A 17949-nucleotide genomic window follows, 5' to 3' on the forward strand; every position below is an offset into this window, starting at 1 on the left:
AATATATTCCGCGCTGCAAAGCACGGGGTGTTAGCTCAGTTGGTTAGAGCGCCGGCCTGTCACGTCGGAGGTCGCGAGTTCGAGTCTCGTACATCCCGCCATTCTGAATGCTAAGAACCCGCTTCGGCGGGTTCTTTTCGTATCGGCGAAATTCGTCATAATAATGATTGCACCGCGAAGATTCTTCCGGTAGAATAACCTTCGCTGCAAAGCACGGGGTGTTAGCTCAGTTGGTTAGAGCGCCGGCCTGTCACGTCGGAGGTCGCGAGTTCGAGTCTCGTACATCCCGCCATTCTGAATGCAGAAAGCCCGCCGATCGGCGGGCTTTTTTGTTGCTCGCGATGCGCGCGGGATGCGCGGCCCTCCCCTCAGCGGGCCGCGCGCTGCTCCGTGCGCATGACCGACAGCACGTGCAGCGGCGCCGCGTCTTCGGGCGCGGCCGCGTTGGCGGCGTCGCAGCACGCGCGCAGCAGCACGTCGGGGCGCAGCGAGCCCGTCAGCTTCGATTCCAGCGAGAAGGTGACCACGGCCCCGGACACCTCCGGCTCCCCCACGAGGAACTCGCCCACGCGCAGCACCTTCTCCTTCTTCTTGCGCACCACCCGGACCTCGTCGGGCACCGGGAAGCTCGCGGGAGGGCGCGACAGCAGCGCGCGGTAGGTGGCGATGGGGTACGCGGCCGAGGCGGCCGGCGCGTGCGGCTCGATGTAGTCGCAGGCCTTCACCATGAGATCGGGTACGCTGGCGTCCTGCAGCGCCCGGAGCGCCTCGTCGGCCGGCACGTAGCGCGTCATCTGCAGGTCGAACAGCTCGTGCGTGCCGCCCACGCCGACGGGCAGCGCCGCGCCGAACGCGATCTTCATGTGGGGCGAGAAGCCCTGGCTCACCGCGAACGGCAGGCCGGCGCGGCGCACCGCGCGCTCGAGGGCGCGCGCCACCTCGAGGTGAGACAGCAGCGCCAGGCGGCCCTGCTTGCAGAACGTCACGCGCAGGCGGAACAGGTTCGGATCAGGCATGGGAAACCTCCTGGGAGTCTGCGGGATTCACGGCGGGATCCTTCGACTCCGCGTCTACGGCGCTCCGCTCAGGATGACAGGGGGGCTCGATGGCGTTCGACCCCGAGGCCACGCGGGGCTGGGCCAGCTCGTTGTCCACCCCGAGCGTCGGGCACGCGCCGCATGCCGAGCACTTCTCGAACGTGCAGTCGGGCGTCGTGCGGCCCTCGTCGGCCAAGCGGCGCTCGCGCGCGAGCCAGCGCGCCGACACGCCGGTGGATATATGCTCCCACGGCATGACGCGGGTCGTGGGATAGGCGGTCTGGGCGATGGCGGCCGGGTCGAGCCCCAGCTCGTCGGCGGCTTCGCGCCAAGCCGACTCGCTGAAGCACTCGGTCCACGCGTCGAACCGCGCGCCGCGGCGCCAGGCGGCCTCGACCCACGCGGCCCCTTCGCGGCCGGCGCGGCTCATCACGGCCTCGACGAAGCTCGTGGCCGGGTCGTGCCAGTGCACGTCCACGGCGCGGTACTTCACGGAGTTGCGTAAAAGCTGCACGCGGCGCAGCGCCTCCTCGGGCGGTATCTGCCCGTCCCACTGGAACGGCGTCTGGGCCTTCGGCACGAACAGCGCGCACGAGATGCTGAGCGCGAGGCCCCCGCGCTGCTCGGGCGGCGTGGCCGCCTTCATGCGATCGTAGGCGCGCTGCGCGAGGCTCGCGATGCCCTTGATGTCGTCGTCGGTCTCGGTGGGCAGCCCGATCATGAAGTACAGCTTGCAGCGCCGCCAGCCGGCCGCGAACGCGGCGTCGAGCGCGCCGAACAGGTCGCCCTCGGTCACGTTCTTGTTGATGACGTCGCGCAGGCGTTGCGTGCCCGCCTCGGGCGCGAACGTGAGGCCGCCCTTCTTGCGGCCCGCCACGAGCTCGGCCATGTCCACGCCGAACGAGTCGAGGCGCTGCGAGGGCACCGATATGCGCACGCCCTTGCCGTCGCAGGCGCGGTTGATGCGCGTGAGTATCTCGGCGATCTGCGAGTGGTCGGTGGACGACAGCGACGTGAGGCTCACCTCGTCGTAGCCCGTCTCGGCCAGCCCCTGCACCACCGACTCCACCACGTTGTCGGCCGAGCGCTCGCGTACGGGGCGGTACATCATGCCCGCCTGGCAGAAGCGGCAGCCGCGGGCGCACCCGCGCAGGATCTCGACGTTCAGGCGGTCGTGCACCACCTCGGTGAACGGCACGATGCACGGCTCCCAGCCGGGACTCTCCGCGAACCCCTCGAACAGGCTCTTCTCGATGCGCAGGGGCAGCCCCTCCTCAACCGGCTCGATCCACGAGCCCGCTTCCTGGGCCTCCTCCTCGGCGCGCCAGCGGTACAGCGACGGCACGTACCAGCCCGGCTCCGCAGACAGCGCGCGCAGGATGTCGGCGCGCGCGGCACCCTCGGCGCGCAGCCGGCGGATGACGGACAGGCCGCGCGGCAGGGCCTCCTCGCCCTCGCCGATGTTGAACGCGTCGAAGAACGGCGCGTAGGGCTCGGGGTTGTAGGCGCACGGGCCGCCGCCCACCACAAGCGGGTCGTCCTCGGCGCGCTCGGAGGCGTGCAGCGGGATGCCCGCCAAATCGAGCGTCTCCAGCACGTTCGTGGCGGCCAGCTCGTGCGGCAGCGTGATGCCCACGGCGTCGAACTCGGCAAGCGGCGCGCAGCTCTCGATGCTGAACAGCGGGATGCCCTCGGCGCGCAGCGTGTCGCACATCGCGGGCGCGGGGAGGAACGCGCGCTCGGCCGCCATGTGCTCGGCCGCGTTCACCACGTTCACGAGGATGCGCAGCGCCTGGTTCGCCTGCCCCAGCTCGTAGGTGTCGGGGTACACCATGCAGAAGCGGAAGTCCGCCTCGGGCTTGTAGACGCAGCCGAACTCGTGGTTGAGGTAGCGCGCAGGGCGCTCTGCGGCGGCGAGCAGCGGCTCGAGGCGCGGCCAGAGATCCGTCATCGGATTCGTTTCCCTTCTTCGGTTTGCCTGATGGTACGAGGGGCTCAGCGCGCTTTGCCGGCGGCGAAGCGGTTGAGGGCGGCATCGCGCACGCCGCCGGCCGCCTGGGCCGCGCGTCCGGCGCGGTCGCGCACGGCTCCCACGGCCTTCGCGCCGGTGGCCTGCGCCGTCTGCGCCGCGCGCTTCGCGGCGGCCTGCACCACCTTGTCGCGCGCGCCGGCGACCGCGTCGGTGAGCTTGCCCAGCGTGGGGCCGTCCTCGTAGTACTCGATGGCCGCGCGCCCCATGGCGACGGTGCCGGTGTAGCCGATGGCGGCCTTCACGGCCCAGCCGAGCGCGGGCACGAACGTCACGAGCTGGCGCGCCACCGCGCGGCACGCGAACGCGCCGCCCACGAGGGCCGCAAGCTCCTTCACGCGCTCCATGTTGAGCTCTTCGCCGTACGAGGCGGCTATCATGAGCAGCATCTTCGCCTGGTTGAGCGTCATGACGGGCATGTCGGCGCCCGGGATGATGACGAGCAGGCCCACGCCCGCGTTCTGCAGCGCCGTGGAGTTCACGGCCTCGAGCGACAAGGGCTTGCGCACGAAGGGGAACGCCAGCGCGAACGCGAGGCGCTTGTCGTTGCACGCCGCGATGACCCAGCCGCCCATGCGCTCGTTGAGCGAGCCGACGGCGGCGGCGTCGAGCGCGTACGGCTCGTTCGGCGAGCCGGCCCCGACGGCCTGGACGGCTTCGGCCCCGTTCACGGCGGCGTCGGGCGCCGGCAGCGGAGCCGGCTCGACCTTGGGGGCCTTGGGGGCGATGAGGTCGCCGTGCGGGATGGGCGCGCCCTGCGCCTTCGCGATGTCGGCCACGAGCGAGGGCAGCGTGGTGACCACCATCACGGGGACGCCCGCCGCGCGCACCTGCGCCGCGTACTCCCCCACCTGCTCGTTCAGGCCCGCCACGATGACCGCCATGTCGTCGCCCGAGAAGGGCGCGAACGGGCGGCCGTCGAGGTACATGAGCGACACGCGGGCATGCGGCGACGCGCTGGCGAACGCCTGGCGCACGTGCGCCTGCACGTCGCCCGGCGCGCTGTCGTCGAGGTACACGCTCACCGACAGCGACGTGCGACGCGCTTCGTCGATGTTGGTGGCTTCGTCGATAACCGCTTTGATGTCAACGGGTAGCTGCATAACCGCCCCTTTTCCTCGTGCTTAGCGCTGCTTCTGGATGTTATGGGTCCACACGGAGCCGATCATGCCGAGCATGATGAAGTTCATCACCATTCCCGTCGCTCCGTAGCTGACGAACGGCAGGGGGATGCCCGTGATGGGCATGAGCCCGCAATCCATGCCGATGTTTTCAAGAATCTGGAACAACCACATGCCGACGACGCCCATGACGATGACCATGCCGAACAGGTCGCTCGAAGCGCCGGCGATACGGAAGCATATCAAAACGAGGGCCGTGTACAGCGCCAGCAGCACCATTACACCGAAAAACCCCAGTTCCTCGGCCAGCACGCAGAAGATGAAATCGGTGGCCGGCTCGGGCAGGATGCCCAGAGCATGCTGCGTTCCCTGGAACAGGCCCTTGCCGAACAGGCCGCCCGAGCCGATGGCGATCTGGGCTTGCTTGAGGTTGTAGCTCTCTCCCGTGGGGTCGATGTCGGGATCGAGGAACACGAGCAGGCGGTTGCGCTGGTACTGCTTGAGCAGCTTGTACTCGCCGGTTGAGTTGTAAATGACCTGGTCGATGAGGAACACGGCCACGATGGCCACGATGAACAGCCCGAGCGTGATCAGCAGGTACTTCGGCCGCGCGCCGCCCACCACCAAGGCGACCGCCCCGATGAACAGGTACACGAGGCCCGTGCCCAGGTCGGGCTGCGTCATGATGCAGGCGAACGGCACGAGCATCATGCCGAGCGCCTTGGCGTACTCGCGCGGGTCGTCGAGCCTGCCGCCGTAACGCGCCATGATGCTGGCGTCCAGCAGGATGACGGTGATCTTGGCGAACTCGCCGGGCTGAACCTGTATGCCCAGCTTGATCCAGTTCTTCGCGCCCATGCCCGCATCGGTTCCCAGCCCCGGTATGTGCGGCGAGAGGATGAGCACGATGCTGACGACGAGGAAGATCGTGGTGAAGTCCGAGAGCCGGCGGTAGTCGAAGCGCCAGACCAGCACCATGAACACGACGCCGAGGGCGACGCCCGTCAGCTGGTTCGTGAACGAGTAGTCGGGATCGTTGGCTATCGCCGACATCAGGATGACGAGGCCGTACGACACCAGCAACGCGATCACGAGGATGAACGGGAGGTTGAGCCAGGGGAACCGGCGCGTGCGCGTGGCCTGCGCCACGACCTTGTCGGGCGCCTTCACGGAGTTGATCTGCGGTAGCTGCGGCATAACGCCTCCTTTCCTCGTCTCGTCTAGTCGGTACGGCCGCCGGACGTCGCGGCGCCCGCGCCTTCAAGCACCTTGCCGGTGGAGCCGGCGATCACGCCCATGCCGGCGGCCGGATCCTCCTCGGCAGCGGCATCGCTCGCGAGCGCCGCCGCCAGCACCTTCGCGCCGAGCGGGGCGGCCACGGACGAACCGCCGCCGCCGTGCTCGACCACGCAGGCTACCACATACCGGGGATCGTCCACCGGCGCGTAGCAGGCGAACCAGGCGGTGTCGGCCATGTCGGTGTATTCGGCGGTACCCGTCTTGCACGCCACGGTTGCGGGGTCGATGCCCTGCTCGTTGAGCAGCTTCGACACGTCGGCGTTGTCGGTGGCCACGCCGTTGAGAGCATCGCGCATGAACGCCAGGTTCGCCTCGGGAACGTCGAGCTCCCCCGCCGTCTCCACCTTGCGGGTGGCGGCCACGTCGCCGCTCGCGTTGCGCACCTCCTTGAGCAGGTGCGGCTTCAACAGCTTGCCGGTGGCGATGGCGCCGTAGGCCACGGCCACCTGCAGGGGCGTGACGAGGACGTAGCCCTGGCCGATGATCATGTTCGTCATGTCGCCGCCTTGCCATACCCCGTCCTCGGGGGTGTTGCGGAACTGCTCGGTCTTCCACTCGGGCGTGGGGATGACGCCCACCGTTTCGCCGCCCAGGTCGATGCCGGTGTACTGGTCGAAGTGGAACTTCGCGAGGTAGTCCTGGAGGGCGGTATCGCTCACGGTAGGCGACGGGTTGCCGGAGAGGGAACTCGCCTGATAGAAGTCGTACGCGATCCAGTAGAACACGACGTCGCACGACTGCACGATGCCGCCGCGCAGGTCGAGCGTGCCGTGGCCCGAGTGGTTCCAGCACATCTGCGGGGAGCCGGTATCCCAACCGTCCCACGAGCCGCCGCAGTCCCACGTGCGCTTCATGTCGGCGAAGCCGTTCGCCAGCGCCGCGAGGCCCGTGAACGTCTTGTACGTCGACGCGGCGGGATACCTGCCGGAGATTGCGCGGTTGAGCAGGGGCCATTGGGCATCGTTGGAGTTGTACACGGAGTACACGTCCTCCGAGATGCCGCCCGTGAACTCGGCGGGATCGAACAGGGGATAGTTCGCCATGGCCACGATGCCGCCGTCGCGCAGGTCCATGACCACCACCGAGCCCGCCACGCCGCTGCCCGTGCCGATCGTCCCGTCCTCGGGCGCGATGAGCGCCGCCAGCTCGCGATCGGCTACGTACTGCACCGGCCCCTTGAGGGCGAGGTACACGTCGGATCCCTTCGTGGGCTGCGTCTCGCTCACCACGCGCACCACGTTGCCGTCGGCGTCGGCCACCACTTTGCGCTTGCCGTGCTCGCCCGCCAGCAGGCTGTCGTACTGCAGCTCGATGCCCGACGCGCCCATGTCGTCGCCCAACTGCACGTCGCGGCCCTCGCCGACGGACTTCAGCCCGTCCTCGGTGACGGAACCCGTGTACCCCAGCACGTGCGCGGCGAGTGCGCCGTAGGGGTAATCGCGCACGTAGCGCTCCTCCGTCTTGATGCCGGGGAACGCGTCGGAATGCTCGGTGATGAAGGCGATGTCGCGCAGCCGCACGTCGCTCGCCACGACGCGCTGGCTCTGGGCGCCGCCCGTCGCGTCCTGGATGCGCTGGCGCACCACGTTGTACGGCACGCCGAGCACCGCGGACAGGCGCTGCACCACGTCGCGGTCGCTGGCCGCCTCCGCATCGGCCAGCACGGTGAGCGACACGCGGTTCTTCACGAGCGGCAGCCCGTTGGCGTCGCAGATGTAGCCGCGCGGCGCGGGCGTGGACACGGTGGCGTACTGGTTGTCGTCGGCCTTGCTGCGGTACGCGTCCGACGACAGCACCTGCATGGTCCACAGCTTCGCCGTCAGCGTCCCGAAGATGCCGGCGGCCAGCACGCCCATGGCCACGAATCGCGATTTGAGGTTGTCGGCCGGGTTGGACGTCGGACGCTGCGCCGAGCCGGTGCGCACCTGCGTCGACCCGCCGACGTGGCCGCCCGCGTTGCCGAGGCTCGACTTCACGCCCACCGAGCTGATGGAGCGGACGTCCTTCTTCACGCTGACGTTCGACGACTTCGTGTTGTTGCGCAGGGCGAACACGACGGCGATGACGATGATTGCCACGACGAGCGTGACGACGGCGGCGATGATGGCGGCGATCATGGCAAGCGCCCCCTACCGCAGCCGAGGCGTGCGCGGTCCGCGGTCCTGGGCGCCGTCGGCAAGCAGACGCGCGATGATCGGATACAGCACGAGGCCGATGACGCAGTCGTACAGCGTGCACGGCAGGGCGCGGTACAAGAACGCGTCCCCGGGGCTCACCGACAGCCCGAGGCCGATGAGCAGGGCGCCGTACAGCATCTCGGTGGCGAACGTCGCGATGACGAAGATGGTCAGCGGCATGAACAGCGTGTCGTTGTCGAGCACCGAGAACGCGCGCGACGCGATGAACGACACGATGACGAACAGGAAGGCGTAGCCGCCCACGGGCCCCGATCCCAGCAGGTCGCAGACGAGGCCCAGCGCGAACGGCAGCACCGGGCCGGCGTCGAGCGGCCGCACGATGGCCACCACCAGCACGTACGCCAGCAGGATGTTCGGCTGCGCCGAGAACAGCGCGATGTTGGGGGCCACGACGATCTGCAGCAGCAGCGCGACCACCGCGCCGACGGCGATGACGATGCTCTCACGCGTCAGGTTCACGATGCATCGCCTCCTTCGTTGCCGTCGTTGCCGTCGGTATCGTCGTCGGCGCCCACGCCGAACACCACGAGCACCTCTTCGAGGGCGCCCGTCGTGTCGTTCGGCGACACGACCACGCGCCGCGTGGACTCGCCCTGGCGGGTGTCCACCTTCACCACGGTGCCGATGATGAGGCCGGGCGCGTAGCTGCCGCCCAGCCCGGACGTGACCACCACGTCGCCGGGGTTCACCACGGCGTCGGCGTCGAGGTTCTCGAGGTACAGCAGCCCCTCGAGCGACCCGCGCACCACGCCCTCCGCGCGGCTCGATTCCACGCGCGCCGCGGCGCCGGAGTCGGGGTCGGTGAGCAGGCGCACCTTGGCAGTGTGCTCGGCCGCGCTGTACACCTGGCCGATCACGCCGGAGGTGCCCATCACCGTCAAGCCGGTCTCCACCCCATCGGCGGTGCCCTTGTCGATGGTGACGGTCTGGCTCCACGCCTCGTCGGGGTTGCCCACCACGCGCGCGCCCACGCCGTCGATCTCGTACAGGTCCTTGAGGTCCAGCAGCTGCTGGAGGCGCTGGGCCTCCTGCTTGTACTCGTCGGCCTGGCTCAGCAGCTCGCGCAGCTCGGCGTTGCTCTCGCGCAGGCCCGACAGCGTGCTCTCGTCGGCCGTGAGGTTGCCGAAGCTTTCGCCGGCGCTGTTCACGCCCGAGTTCGCGGCCGCGCCGACGAACTTCAGGGGCGCGACGGCTCCCGACACGCCGCTCTGGATCGCGTGCAGCGGGCCGTCCTGGCCCTCGCGCGAGTACAGCGTGACCAGCGCGAGCGACGCGACGAGGAATGTGACGAGCAGAACCCGGCGCAGGAACACCGAGCTTCTCTGTTGGAAATTAAGCGCCATAGACGAGTCGGTTCAGCCTTATTTCGAGCGCATGAGCGTCTGCTTGAGCGCCGTCGGCGTCTCGAGCACCTTGAGGCAGCCCATGACCACGTTCGTGAGCGCCGTCTCGCTCGTCCACACGGGAATCTCCAGCTTGTCGGTGAGGTAGCGGTCGAGGCCGGACAACAGGCCGCCGCCGCCCGTCAGCAGGATGCCGTTCTGGATGATGTCGGAGGCGAGGTCGGGGTTCGTCTTCTTGAACGTCTCCTTGATGTGCACGACCATCTCCTCGCAGGGGGCCTGCAAGGCGGCGCGCACGTCCTCGGATTGGATGGTCACTTCCTTCGGCTGCTCGGTGATCACGTCCTGGCCCGAGATGATCATGTCGCGCTCGCGACCGTCCTCGAACGGCAGGATGGAGCCGATCTTGATCTTGATGATCTCGGCCGTCCGTTCGCCGATCTTGATGCCCAGAAGGTCGCGCAGGTGCATGGCGATGGCCTCGTCCATGCGGTTGCCGGCCAGGCGCAGCGACGACGAGGTGACGATGCCGCCGAGCGAGATGACGGCCACTTCCGTGGTGCCGCCGCCGATGTCCACCACCATGGAGCCCGTGGGCTCGGTGACGGGCAGGTCGGCGCCCATGGCCGCGGCCATGGGCTCCTCGATGAGGTAGGCCTGGCGCGCGCCGGCCTGGACGGCGGCCTCGAACACCGCGCGCTTCTCCACCGAGGTGGCGCCGCACGGGATGCAGATGACGATGCGGGGCTTGGCCTGCCAGGGGTACTTGCGCGGCGCGGCCTTGCCGATGAACGCCGAGATCATGGCCTCCGTCACGTCGTAGTCGGCGACCACGCCGTCGTGCAGCGGGTGCTCGGCGGAGAACGCCTCCGGCGTGTGGTTGATCATGTTCTTGGCTTCGTGGCCCACCGCGAGCACGCGATGGGTGGCCTTCTCGATGGCGACGACCGAGGGCTCGTTCACAACGATACCCTCGCCAGGGATGGCGACCAATGTATTAGCAGTTCCGAGGTCGATGGCCATGTCCGTGGACATCTGGCCGGTCAAACCCGAAAACATATCTAAGAAGGACATACAGGAAACCCCTTGAATCTCGATTCCAGGTGAAACCGAATTTTAGCACAGGCGTTGACCCGATGATGAAAATCCACGAGGGGCACACCCGCCCCGGCAGACGGAACGCGGAGGAGCCGCAGGCGAGCCTGCTCGCTACCAATCCACGACCGACCAGTCGAAAGACGAGAAGCGCGCGTTGGGTTCGGCGCGTTGGTATTCGATGCAGAAGATGACTATGCGTCGCAGGTCATCGTCCTTGAGATAGTACAGCGAAAACGGCGTATCGGGAACGGCGATGCAGCGACACGGAAACGGAGGGCGCGCAGCAGGATAATCGGGATCGTAGGCCCGACCGAGATCGGGAGCGGATTCCAGCAGCGTACGGTACGAGAACAGCTTCTCCGCAACACGTTCGCTCCATACCTCGGCTACGATGAAGTCGATGGCGCTTCGGGTGTAGACCGTCGTCCAACCCTCCCCCATTAGCCTACGACCAGCCCTTCGCGCGCCTGATCTCCTCTTCCGCCTGGTCGGCATCGACGATGCGTCCTTGCTGGACGTCGTCGTACCCCTTCATCAGGCTGTCGTACACGCGCATCTCGTTCGCATAGGCGCTCGCGCGAAACGACATGGCCCGGTCGAACGCCCCGGCGTCCATGACCACGATCGACGCGGTTCCATTGCGCGTGAGGTATATGGGCCGTTGCGTCTGCTCGAGCTCGTCGATGATCGACGACTGGTTGCGGTTGAAATCCGAAAGCGGTTTGACGATGGGCATGGCAACTCCTTCCTTTCGGAACCACTCTATCATGTAGTTCGTAGTATACAGCATATATACTACGAATTTACAGCATATGGTTACCGAGCGCCAACGCGCAAAAAAGGCGCCGGTTCCGGACCGGCGCCTTCGTTTGGGCTATCTTTAGTGCACGCTGCAGCTGAGGCAGGGATCGTAGGCGCGGACGAGCTTCTCGATCTCGAGGCGGACGACGTCCTCCTCCGCTCCTTCGCCCACGAGCGTCTCGGCCAACAGGCGCATGTCGGCCTCGAGGTTCGCCACGTTCTGGGCCGTGGGCGTGAGGATGGACGCGTGCGTCACGCGGCCCTCGCCGTCCAGCGTGAGGTCGTGGAACAGCGCGCCGCGCGGCGCCTCGGTGAAGCCCACGGCGCGGCCGGCCTTCACCTCGAAGGGCACGGGCTCGCTCGAGCTGGCGATGGCGCCGGGCTCGGCCAGCATGCGGCAGAGGTTGGCGCAGCGGTCGAGCGCGTCCACGATCTCCACGGCCTGGGCCACGTTGTTCATGAACGGGTTGGCCTCGGGCGGGCGCAGGCCCGCCTTCGCCGCGGCCACCTTGGCGTTCTGGCCGAGGTTCTGCCACGAGGCGTTGATGCGGGCCAGCGCGCCCGTGAAGTACGGGTCGCCGGTCTCGCGCACGCGGGCGAGCAGCGCGGCCGAATGCGGCACGGCGTACTCCTCGACGCGCTCCTGCACCTCGTTCGCGTCGAACTCGATGCCCGCGTTCAGGAAGAACGCCGTGTCGGAGCACTCCACCGGGTAGTAGTCGTCCTCCACCATGGCCAGCATGTCGCCCGCCGTGGCGATGGCCGGCACCGTGAAGCCGCGGAACAGGTCCACCGCTTCCAGGGCGAAGTCCATCGCGGCGTCCATCTGAGCCGCCAGCTCGAGGTACTCCGCCGGCTCGATCTCGTGCGTGAAGCCGCCCACCACGGCGGTGATGGGATGGATGCTGCGGCCGCCCACCTTCGTGCACAGCTCGTTGCCGAGCGCCTTGAGGCCGAGCGCCTGCTCGAACAGCTCGGGGTCGGTCTGGGCCAGCGGGAACACGCTGGGCATGCCGAGGAAGTCGGGGGCGGCGAACACGAACAGGTGCGACGCGTGGTTCTGCAGGTAGGAGCCGTACACCAGAAGCTCGCGCAGGGCGCGGGTGCGGTCGGTCACCTCCACGCCGAAGACGCGCTCGATGGCCTTGAGGTCGGTCACCACGTGGCTCGACGAGCAGATGCCGCAGATGCGCGAGGCGATGTAGGGCACCTCCTCGAAGCGGCGGCCGCGCACCATGCTCTCGAACAGGCGCGCGGGCTCGACGACGTTCATCTCGACCGTCTTCACCGCCCCGTCCTCGATGACCACGTGCACGTTGCCGTGGCCCTCAATGCGGGCAATATGGTCGACGTGTATAGCGGTTTTCGTCATGGGTTCCGTCCTCACTCGCTGCCCGCAAGGGCGGGGTTCGTCTGGTTGAACATCTCGAGCGCCCGGTCGAAGTCGGCCACCGACACACCGTAGCGCACCACCGCGTCGCGGGCCGAGTCGAGGTTCGCGTCGGGCGACAGCCCGCGGCAGCCGTTGCACGGCCGTCCCAGGTTCACGCACTTCGCGCCGCATCCGGCCGTGGTCACGAGGCCCAGGCACAGCTGCCCTTTGCCGAAGAAGCAGCTCGTCTCGTTGCGCTTGCAGTCGCCGCACATCGTGCGCGAGGTGGAGGCTTTGTTCGAGCCGTACAGCGCGCGCTGCAGCACGTCGATGAAGTCGAAGGAGTCGATGGGGCACGCGCGCACCTCGTAGTCCACGTCGATGACGGCGCCCACCGCGCGCGGCGCCACCATGTCGCCGCAGGCCGAGGGCACGCGCTCGTACACCTGGCCCGGGCGCTCGAGGAACCCGTCGGCGGCCATGCCGGGGATGCCCGCCGTCGTGGCGCACGCGCCCACGGCGATGATGGCCGCGGCCTTCGCGCGCAGGCTGCGCACCGTGGCCTCGGCTTCCTCGGTGGTGACGGCGCCCTCGATGATGGCCACGTCGAAGTCCTCGGGCATGGGATCGCTCGAGGCCAGCTGCCAATAGCGCAGGTCGATCTGCCCGAGCACGTCCAACAGGTGCGCCTCGGCGTTCGTCACCTGCAGCTGGCAGCCGAAGCAGCTGGCCAGGCCCACGACCACCACGCGGGGCGTGGTCGGCTCGTCCTGGCAGGCTATGCAGTTTCCGCTCATGTCGCTCCGCTCCATCCTACATCGACCCCTGGATGTTCTTGGCTTCCCAGTAGTTGAACACGGGCCCGTCGATGCACACGTACTGGTGCCCGATCTGGCAATGGCCGCACTTGCCCATGCCGCATTTCATGTGGCGCTCGAAGCTCACGTAGATGTGGTCGTAGCTGATGCCCTTCTTGCGCATCTCGTCGATGGCGAACCGGTACATGATCGGCGGCCCGCACAGCGCCCCGAACGTGTTGGACGCGTCGATCTCCAAATGCTCGAACGGCTTGGTGACCAGGCCCACTTCCCCGTCCCACGTGTCGTCGGGATGGTCGACCGTCAGGTACAGGTCGAAGTCCTTGCGGTGGCGCCACATCTCGAACTGGCTGCGGAACATCACCTCGGAGGGGTTCTTCGACCCGTAGATGATGGTGACCTTGCCGAACTCGGAGCGCTCGTCGTGGATGTTGTTGATGAGCGAGCGCAGCGGCGCGATGCCGAGGCCGCCGGCCACCAGCAGGATGTCGTGGCCCTTCATGTCCTCGAACGGGAATCCGCGGCCGAAGGGGCCGCGAAGGCCCACGATGTCGCCGCACTGCATCTTGTGCAGCACCTCGGTGAAGCGCCCGGTGCGGCGCACGCACAGCTCGATGAAGCCGCGCTTTGACGGCGAGCTGGAGATGGAGATGGGCGCCTCGCCCACGCCGAAGATGGACACCTCGACGAACTGGCCCGGCTCGTGGGAGAACGCGTCGCGGATGCGCTCGTCGATGAGGCGGAACTCGAACAGCTTCTCCGTCTCGGTGAGGTCGATGATGGACGTGATGCGCGCCGGCCAGGGCCGGTACGGGTTCGCCGCCATCATCTCCGCGCCCGACAGGGGCGCCGCCTCGTCGAAGAACGGCTTGACCTGGACGGTGGACGCCGCGCAGCTACTGGGCATCGTCGGCCCCCTTCCTCTCGAAGAACTCGAGCACCTCGATGGGGTTGATGTTCGCCTTGCACGCTTTCACGCAGCGCCCGCAGCCCACGCACAGCATGCGGTCGTGGTTCGCGAGGAATCCGTTGAGCTTGTGGTACATGCGGTGCCGCACGCGGTTGCGCCCGTCGTCGCGGAAGTTGTGGCCGCCGGCCACCTGCGCGAACTGCGGCGCGGTGCACGCGTCCCACACGCGCTCGCGCCGCCCGGCGTCGCCGGAGGGGTCGAGCGTGTCCTGGATGTCGAAGCAGAAGCACGTGGGGCACACCGCCGAGCACGCCGTGCACGACAGGCAGCGGCCGCCCAGCTCCTCCCAGAACGGGTCCTTGTGGAACGCGTCCATGAGCATGGCCACGTCCTGGATGTCGGGGATGTCGCCGTTGAAGGCCTCCTGGCGCCGGCGCGTGGCGTGGCGGAACTCGATGCGGTCCTCGTCGGTGGCGACGCGCGGGTTGCACGCGGCCTCGAGGATGTTCGCCGCCTCGACGCTCGAGATGCTGACGAGGTACTTGTCGCCGATATCCTGCAGGAACAGGTCGTAGCCGAAGCGCGCCTCGTCGGCGCCCCACAGATGGCAGAAGCACGTCTCGGTCGGCGTGCAGCTCAAGCCCACGATGAGCGTGGCGTTGCGACGGGCGACGTAGTAGGGATCGGGATAGCGCCCGTCCTTGAACACGAGGTCGAGGCGGTTCACCGCGTTGATGTCGCAGGCGTGCGCGCCGAAGATGACGCGCGGCGTGATCTCGGAGGCGAAGTCCGTCACGCTGTTCGTGCGCGCGTCGAAGGACATGAGCGTCTCCTCGGGCGGCAGGAAGTACTTCTTGGGCGATGCCATGGTGGTGGGATAGCCGAGCTCGATGTCGTCGGGCGATTGGACGGCCTCGAACGCGTAACCCTGGTCGCGCTTGACCGGAGCCACCACCTCGTAGGTTTCCATGAACGCCGATACGAGCGCTGGCAACTCGGATGCATCGATGACACGATAGAGCATGCTCACATCCTTTTCTCGTCTAGTGTCCCGCGCCGCCCCACGGCGCGTTCGGCTCCGAAAAACAGAAAACGCGCCGTCGCTCGAGCGGAAGGCTCGTACGCGGCGGCGCGTTCGAAATGCAGCTTACGCGAAGAAGATGCCGATCTCGCGCTCAGCGGATTCCGGGGAATCAGAGCCGTGTATAACATTCTCATCCATAATGAGGCCGAAATCGCCGCGAATCGTGCCGGGGGCAGCTTCCGCCGGATTAGTGGCGCCCATGAGCGAGCGGCACTTCGCCACCGCACCGTCGCCGGACACGACCATCTTCACGACCGGGCCGCTGGTGATGTAGGAGATCAGGCCGTCGTAGAACGGCTTGCCCTCGTGCTCGGCGTAGTTGGCCTTCGCCTGCTCGTCGGTCACCATGCCCAGCTCCATGCGCTCGATCTTGAGGCCCGCGCGCTCGAAGCGGTTGACGATCTCGCCGACGTGGCCGTTGCGCACGCCGTCGGGCTTGATCATCGTGTAAGTCTTCTGCTCTGCCATGTTGTAGTGCCCTTTCTCTCTCTTTCGAGTACGAACGCTCTTGGGGTGACGCAGAAAACGGCCCCGTCGTCCCGCGCGTCGGCACGGGCGGCAGGGCCGCGCGAGTTAGTTCTGGCTCGGGGAGTAGATCTCGGCGTTCGAGACCTTCCACCCGATCATGTTGCGGACGAGGGACACCTTGAACTGTATGTCGCCGCCTTCGGCCGTCTTGGCCGTCACGTACACGGTGGAGTCGCTCATGGACTTGTCCATGCCGTCGATGACGGGGCTGTCCACCAGATCGAGGATCTCGGTTATGGACGCGGCGTTGTCCTCGGTCACCTCGCTGGCGAACGCGGACTGCGGGTCGGTGAACAGCTGCTCCACCACCTGGTCCTGCGACGGGTAGCCCCAGCCCTGCGTGTACAGGAACACGACGGCGCCGAAGGCCACGAGCACGAGCAGGACGATGGTGACGAGGATCTTGAGGCCCACGTTGCGGCGCTTGCGATCCTGCTTGGCGAGGCCCTTCGACCACTGCTCGAGCTCTTCGTCGCTGGCGTTGAAGAAATGGTCCTCCGCGCCCGGGGCGCCGTAGGGGTTCGTCTGCGCCTGGGAGTACGGGTCGGCGTAGTAGTACGGGTCCTGGCCGCCCGCGTAGGGGTCCTGGTCGACGTACACGGCCGTGCCGTCGGCGGCCACGTCGAGGCCCGACATGTCGGCCACCGGCGCGACCGGGGCCATCACCTGGGTCACCTCGGCCGTTCCCTGGGAAACGGCGGCGATGGCGCGCTGGTAGTCCACGCTGGCCGAGTCGCTGAGGAAGTACGTCTTGTCGGCGATGGACTCGTCGAAGGCGTTGACGGCCTTCTGCATCTGGCCGCTGGCCACGTAGGCCTGCCCGAGGTTCGCGTACAGCTTGTTGCGCGTGTCGGGCTGCATGTCGAACTGCAGCGCGCTCTCGTACGAGGCCACGGCGTCGGCCGGACGGTCGAGCGCCATGAAGCACACGCCGAGGTTGAGCAGCGCCTTCGTGGGATCGGGGTTCGCCTCGTCGAGCGCGGCCTCGCGGAAGGCCACGCCGGCCTCGGCCGACTTGCCCAGCTTCAGCAGCGCGTTGCCCATGCCCGCGTAGGCCTTGTACGAGGCGTCGTACTTGGCGTCGGACACGGCGATCTCGAAGTGCTTGACGGCGTCCTCGTAATCGTGCAGCGAGGCGTAGGCCATGCCGAGGTTGTAGTTCACCGCGCCGCACGCGTCGTAGGCCGCGTCGGCGGTGGCCTGCGTGTAGGCGTGGATGGCCTCGTTCGGGTTCTTGAGCTTGACCAGGCAGTTGCCGATCTGGTGGTAGAGCAGGCCCACCTCGCCGGGGGCGAGGGAGCTGCCCGCATCCTGCAAGCACTGCGTGTACGCCGCAAGGGCGCCTTGGAAGTCCTTGCGCGCGTACGCCGCACGGGCTTGCTGGAATAAGTCGTTGTTCATCTGCTTCCTTCGTATCTTCGCGGAATCGCCTCGGCGGCAAAGCCGCTATTCGGCGGCGTTCTCGATCTCGACGCTCTCGATCACATCGCCCACGCGCAGCTCGCCGATGACGTCCATGCCGTCGATGGTCTGGCCGAACACCGTGTAGCCCGAATCGAGCATGGGCTGGGCGCCCAGGCACAGGTAGAACTGCGAGCCGGCGGAGTTGGGATCCTGCGAGCGCGCCATGGCCAGCGAGCCGTCGAGGTGCTTGTTGTTGGGGTTCGTGGAGAACTCCTCCTTGATGGAGTAGCCCGGGCCGCCCGTGCCGAGGCCCGCAAACGGGTTGCCGGCCTTCTTCACGACCTCGTCGGAGGACAGGTCGCGCGTGTTCGGGCAGCCGCCCTGGATCACGAAGCCGGGGACGTGGCGATGGAACTTCAGGTCGTTGTAGAAGCCTTTGCGCGCCAGCTCGACGAAGTTGCCCACGTGGATGGGGGCGTCCTTGCCCGCCAGCTGCACGCGGATGGTGCCCTTCGACGTGGTGATGACGGCGATCTCGTCGCCGGTGGGCTGGTATTCCGGAGTGTACTGCGCCATAGGTCGGCTCCTTTTCGTTTGTTTGCTATCGTGCGCCCGCGCGAAACGGGGCGAAAGTATCGCATACAAGGGTGAAGTTTAGCAGGTCAAGCCCACCCAACCTGAAAAATCGTAGAACATCCACGGCATGATTCGACGCGAGAGCGCTTTGCGCGCGTCGGGACGTTCGCCGGCCGTCAACCGGCAAAACAAAGATGGTGCCCTTGACAGGATTCGAACCTGCGGCTTTCTGCTCCGGAGGCAGACGCTCTATCCCCTGAGCTACAAGGGCACGGTGGAGGAGATTATACGCTATCATGGGCGAAACGGAAAAACAAAATCAAGATTTGGG

General features: G+C 67.3%; 17 protein-coding genes and 3 tRNA genes. 2 read left to right on the top strand and 18 right to left on the bottom strand.

Features of this window, described 5'->3' with window-relative positions:
* Positions 1 to 24 precede the first annotated feature (24 nt).
* Together H8S61_RS14100 and H8S61_RS14105 are read left to right on the top strand one after the other, a co-directional pair.
* Positions 25 to 101, top strand: a tRNA-Asp gene (locus H8S61_RS14100).
* A 114-nt stretch (positions 102 to 215) separates the two neighbouring features.
* A tRNA-Asp gene (locus H8S61_RS14105) sits at positions 216 to 292 on the top strand.
* A 76-nt stretch (positions 293 to 368) separates the two neighbouring features.
* On the opposite strand, the gene H8S61_RS14110 is transcribed toward H8S61_RS14105, so the two are convergent.
* From H8S61_RS14110 to H8S61_RS14195, 18 genes are all read right to left on the bottom strand, one after another.
* Positions 369 to 1016: a TIGR03936 family radical SAM-associated protein gene (locus tag H8S61_RS14110; protein ID WP_186939420.1), complete on the bottom strand. Its 648-nt coding sequence runs from the start codon at positions 1014 to 1016 to the stop codon at positions 369 to 371.
* Positions 1009 to 2988 carry a TIGR03960 family B12-binding radical SAM protein gene (locus tag H8S61_RS14115; RefSeq protein WP_255466633.1) on the bottom strand — a complete coding sequence of 660 codons (1980 nt, stop codon included), beginning with the start codon at positions 2986 to 2988 and terminating at the stop codon, positions 1009 to 1011. Before H8S61_RS14115 ends, H8S61_RS14110 begins: the two co-directional genes overlap by 8 nt.
* 44 nt (positions 2989 to 3032) lie before the next feature.
* Positions 3033 to 4169, bottom strand: coding sequence for a YcjF family protein (locus H8S61_RS14120; protein ID WP_186939421.1), 1137 nt, complete (start codon positions 4167 to 4169; stop codon positions 3033 to 3035).
* A 21-nt stretch (positions 4170 to 4190) separates the two neighbouring features.
* Positions 4191 to 5384, bottom strand: coding sequence for a rod shape-determining protein RodA (gene rodA, locus H8S61_RS14125; protein ID WP_160943276.1), 1194 nt, complete (start codon positions 5382 to 5384; stop codon positions 4191 to 4193).
* 23 nt (positions 5385 to 5407) lie between these two features.
* Entirely contained in the window at positions 5408 to 7603 is a 2196-nt protein-coding gene (mrdA, locus tag H8S61_RS14130) for a penicillin-binding protein 2 (protein ID WP_186939422.1), read from the bottom strand.
* A gap of 12 nt (positions 7604 to 7615) precedes the next feature.
* The gene (mreD, locus tag H8S61_RS14135) at positions 7616 to 8143 is read right to left on the bottom strand and encodes a rod shape-determining protein MreD (RefSeq protein WP_186939423.1); all 528 of its coding nucleotides are present in this window, start codon (positions 8141 to 8143) and stop codon (positions 7616 to 7618) included.
* Positions 8140 to 9027, bottom strand: coding sequence for a rod shape-determining protein MreC (gene mreC, locus H8S61_RS14140; protein WP_186939424.1), 888 nt, complete (start codon positions 9025 to 9027; stop codon positions 8140 to 8142). Before mreC ends, mreD begins: the two co-directional genes overlap by 4 nt.
* Before the next feature lie 18 nt (positions 9028 to 9045).
* Positions 9046 to 10101, bottom strand: coding sequence for a rod shape-determining protein (locus tag H8S61_RS14145; RefSeq protein ID WP_101722155.1), 1056 nt, complete (start codon positions 10099 to 10101; stop codon positions 9046 to 9048).
* A 135-nt stretch (positions 10102 to 10236) separates the two neighbouring features.
* Positions 10237 to 10566: a hypothetical protein gene (locus tag H8S61_RS14150; RefSeq protein WP_160943272.1), complete on the bottom strand. Its 330-nt coding sequence runs from the start codon at positions 10564 to 10566 to the stop codon at positions 10237 to 10239.
* A gap of 4 nt (positions 10567 to 10570) precedes the next feature.
* Positions 10571 to 10861, bottom strand: coding sequence for a type II toxin-antitoxin system Phd/YefM family antitoxin (locus tag H8S61_RS14155; RefSeq protein WP_160943271.1), 291 nt, complete (start codon positions 10859 to 10861; stop codon positions 10571 to 10573).
* A 144-nt stretch (positions 10862 to 11005) separates the two neighbouring features.
* Entirely contained in the window at positions 11006 to 12298 is a 1293-nt protein-coding gene (locus H8S61_RS14160) for a Ni/Fe hydrogenase subunit alpha (protein ID WP_186939425.1), read from the bottom strand.
* An 11-nt stretch (positions 12299 to 12309) separates the two neighbouring features.
* A complete protein-coding gene (locus H8S61_RS14165; RefSeq protein WP_186939426.1) occupies positions 12310 to 13095 on the bottom strand; it encodes an NADH-quinone oxidoreductase subunit B family protein in 786 nt (261 codons plus the stop codon).
* Positions 13096 to 13111: 16 nt separating this feature from the next.
* Complete coding sequence (locus tag H8S61_RS14170) at positions 13112 to 14023, bottom strand: FAD/NAD(P)-binding protein (protein ID WP_160943268.1); 912 nt, start codon at positions 14021 to 14023, stop codon at positions 13112 to 13114.
* The gene (locus H8S61_RS14175; RefSeq protein ID WP_154334509.1) at positions 14013 to 15050 is read right to left on the bottom strand and encodes a 4Fe-4S dicluster domain-containing protein; all 1038 of its coding nucleotides are present in this window, start codon (positions 15048 to 15050) and stop codon (positions 14013 to 14015) included. The genes H8S61_RS14170 and H8S61_RS14175 overlap by 11 nt, the downstream gene beginning before the upstream one ends.
* 123 nt (positions 15051 to 15173) lie before the next feature.
* Positions 15174 to 15578: a nucleoside-diphosphate kinase gene (ndk, locus tag H8S61_RS14180; RefSeq protein WP_154334510.1), complete on the bottom strand. Its 405-nt coding sequence runs from the start codon at positions 15576 to 15578 to the stop codon at positions 15174 to 15176.
* 105 nt (positions 15579 to 15683) lie between these two features.
* On the bottom strand, positions 15684 to 17039 hold the full coding sequence (locus tag H8S61_RS14185; RefSeq protein WP_154334511.1) for a tetratricopeptide repeat protein: 1356 nt from the start codon (positions 17037 to 17039) through the stop codon (positions 15684 to 15686).
* 45 nt (positions 17040 to 17084) lie between these two features.
* A complete protein-coding gene (locus tag H8S61_RS14190; RefSeq protein WP_154334512.1) occupies positions 17085 to 17618 on the bottom strand; it encodes a peptidylprolyl isomerase in 534 nt (177 codons plus the stop codon).
* 195 nt (positions 17619 to 17813) lie between these two features.
* A tRNA-Arg gene (locus H8S61_RS14195) sits at positions 17814 to 17889 on the bottom strand.
* Positions 17890 to 17949 lie beyond the last annotated feature (60 nt).

The sequence above is a fragment of the Eggerthella hominis genome (genome assembly GCF_014287365.1).
In the GTDB taxonomy this organism is placed as follows: Bacteria; Actinomycetota; Coriobacteriia; order Coriobacteriales; family Eggerthellaceae; genus Eggerthella; species Eggerthella guodeyinii.

Excerpts from the sequence above, each read along its gene's own strand:
- H8S61_RS14120 (WP_186939421.1), bottom strand. The coding sequence starts at position 4,169 with ATGCAGCTACCCGTTGACATCAAAGCGGTTATCGACGAAGCCACCAAC.
- H8S61_RS14185 (WP_154334511.1), bottom strand. The coding sequence starts at position 17,039 with ATGAACAACGACTTATTCCAGCAAGCCCGTGCGGCGTACGCGCGCAAG.
- H8S61_RS14160 (WP_186939425.1), bottom strand. The coding sequence starts at position 12,298 with ATGACGAAAACCGCTATACACGTCGACCATATTGCCCGCATTGAGGGC.
- H8S61_RS14145 (WP_101722155.1), bottom strand. The coding sequence starts at position 10,101 with ATGTCCTTCTTAGATATGTTTTCGGGTTTGACCGGCCAGATGTCCACG.
- H8S61_RS14175 (WP_154334509.1), bottom strand. The coding sequence starts at position 15,050 with ATGCTCTATCGTGTCATCGATGCATCCGAGTTGCCAGCGCTCGTATCG.
- ndk (WP_154334510.1), bottom strand. The coding sequence starts at position 15,578 with ATGGCAGAGCAGAAGACTTACACGATGATCAAGCCCGACGGCGTGCGC.
- H8S61_RS14150 (WP_160943272.1), bottom strand. The coding sequence starts at position 10,566 with ATGGGGGAGGGTTGGACGACGGTCTACACCCGAAGCGCCATCGACTTC.
- H8S61_RS14155 (WP_160943271.1), bottom strand. The coding sequence starts at position 10,861 with ATGCCCATCGTCAAACCGCTTTCGGATTTCAACCGCAACCAGTCGTCG.
- H8S61_RS14115 (WP_255466633.1), bottom strand. The coding sequence starts at position 2,988 with ATGACGGATCTCTGGCCGCGCCTCGAGCCGCTGCTCGCCGCCGCAGAG.
- H8S61_RS14165 (WP_186939426.1), bottom strand. The coding sequence starts at position 13,095 with ATGAGCGGAAACTGCATAGCCTGCCAGGACGAGCCGACCACGCCCCGC.
- H8S61_RS14110 (WP_186939420.1), bottom strand. The coding sequence starts at position 1,016 with ATGCCTGATCCGAACCTGTTCCGCCTGCGCGTGACGTTCTGCAAGCAG.
- rodA (WP_160943276.1), bottom strand. The coding sequence starts at position 5,384 with ATGCCGCAGCTACCGCAGATCAACTCCGTGAAGGCGCCCGACAAGGTC.
- mreC (WP_186939424.1), bottom strand. The coding sequence starts at position 9,027 with ATGGCGCTTAATTTCCAACAGAGAAGCTCGGTGTTCCTGCGCCGGGTT.
- H8S61_RS14170 (WP_160943268.1), bottom strand. The coding sequence starts at position 14,023 with ATGCCCAGTAGCTGCGCGGCGTCCACCGTCCAGGTCAAGCCGTTCTTC.
- mrdA (WP_186939422.1), bottom strand. The coding sequence starts at position 7,603 with ATGATCGCCGCCATCATCGCCGCCGTCGTCACGCTCGTCGTGGCAATC.
- H8S61_RS14190 (WP_154334512.1), bottom strand. The coding sequence starts at position 17,618 with ATGGCGCAGTACACTCCGGAATACCAGCCCACCGGCGACGAGATCGCC.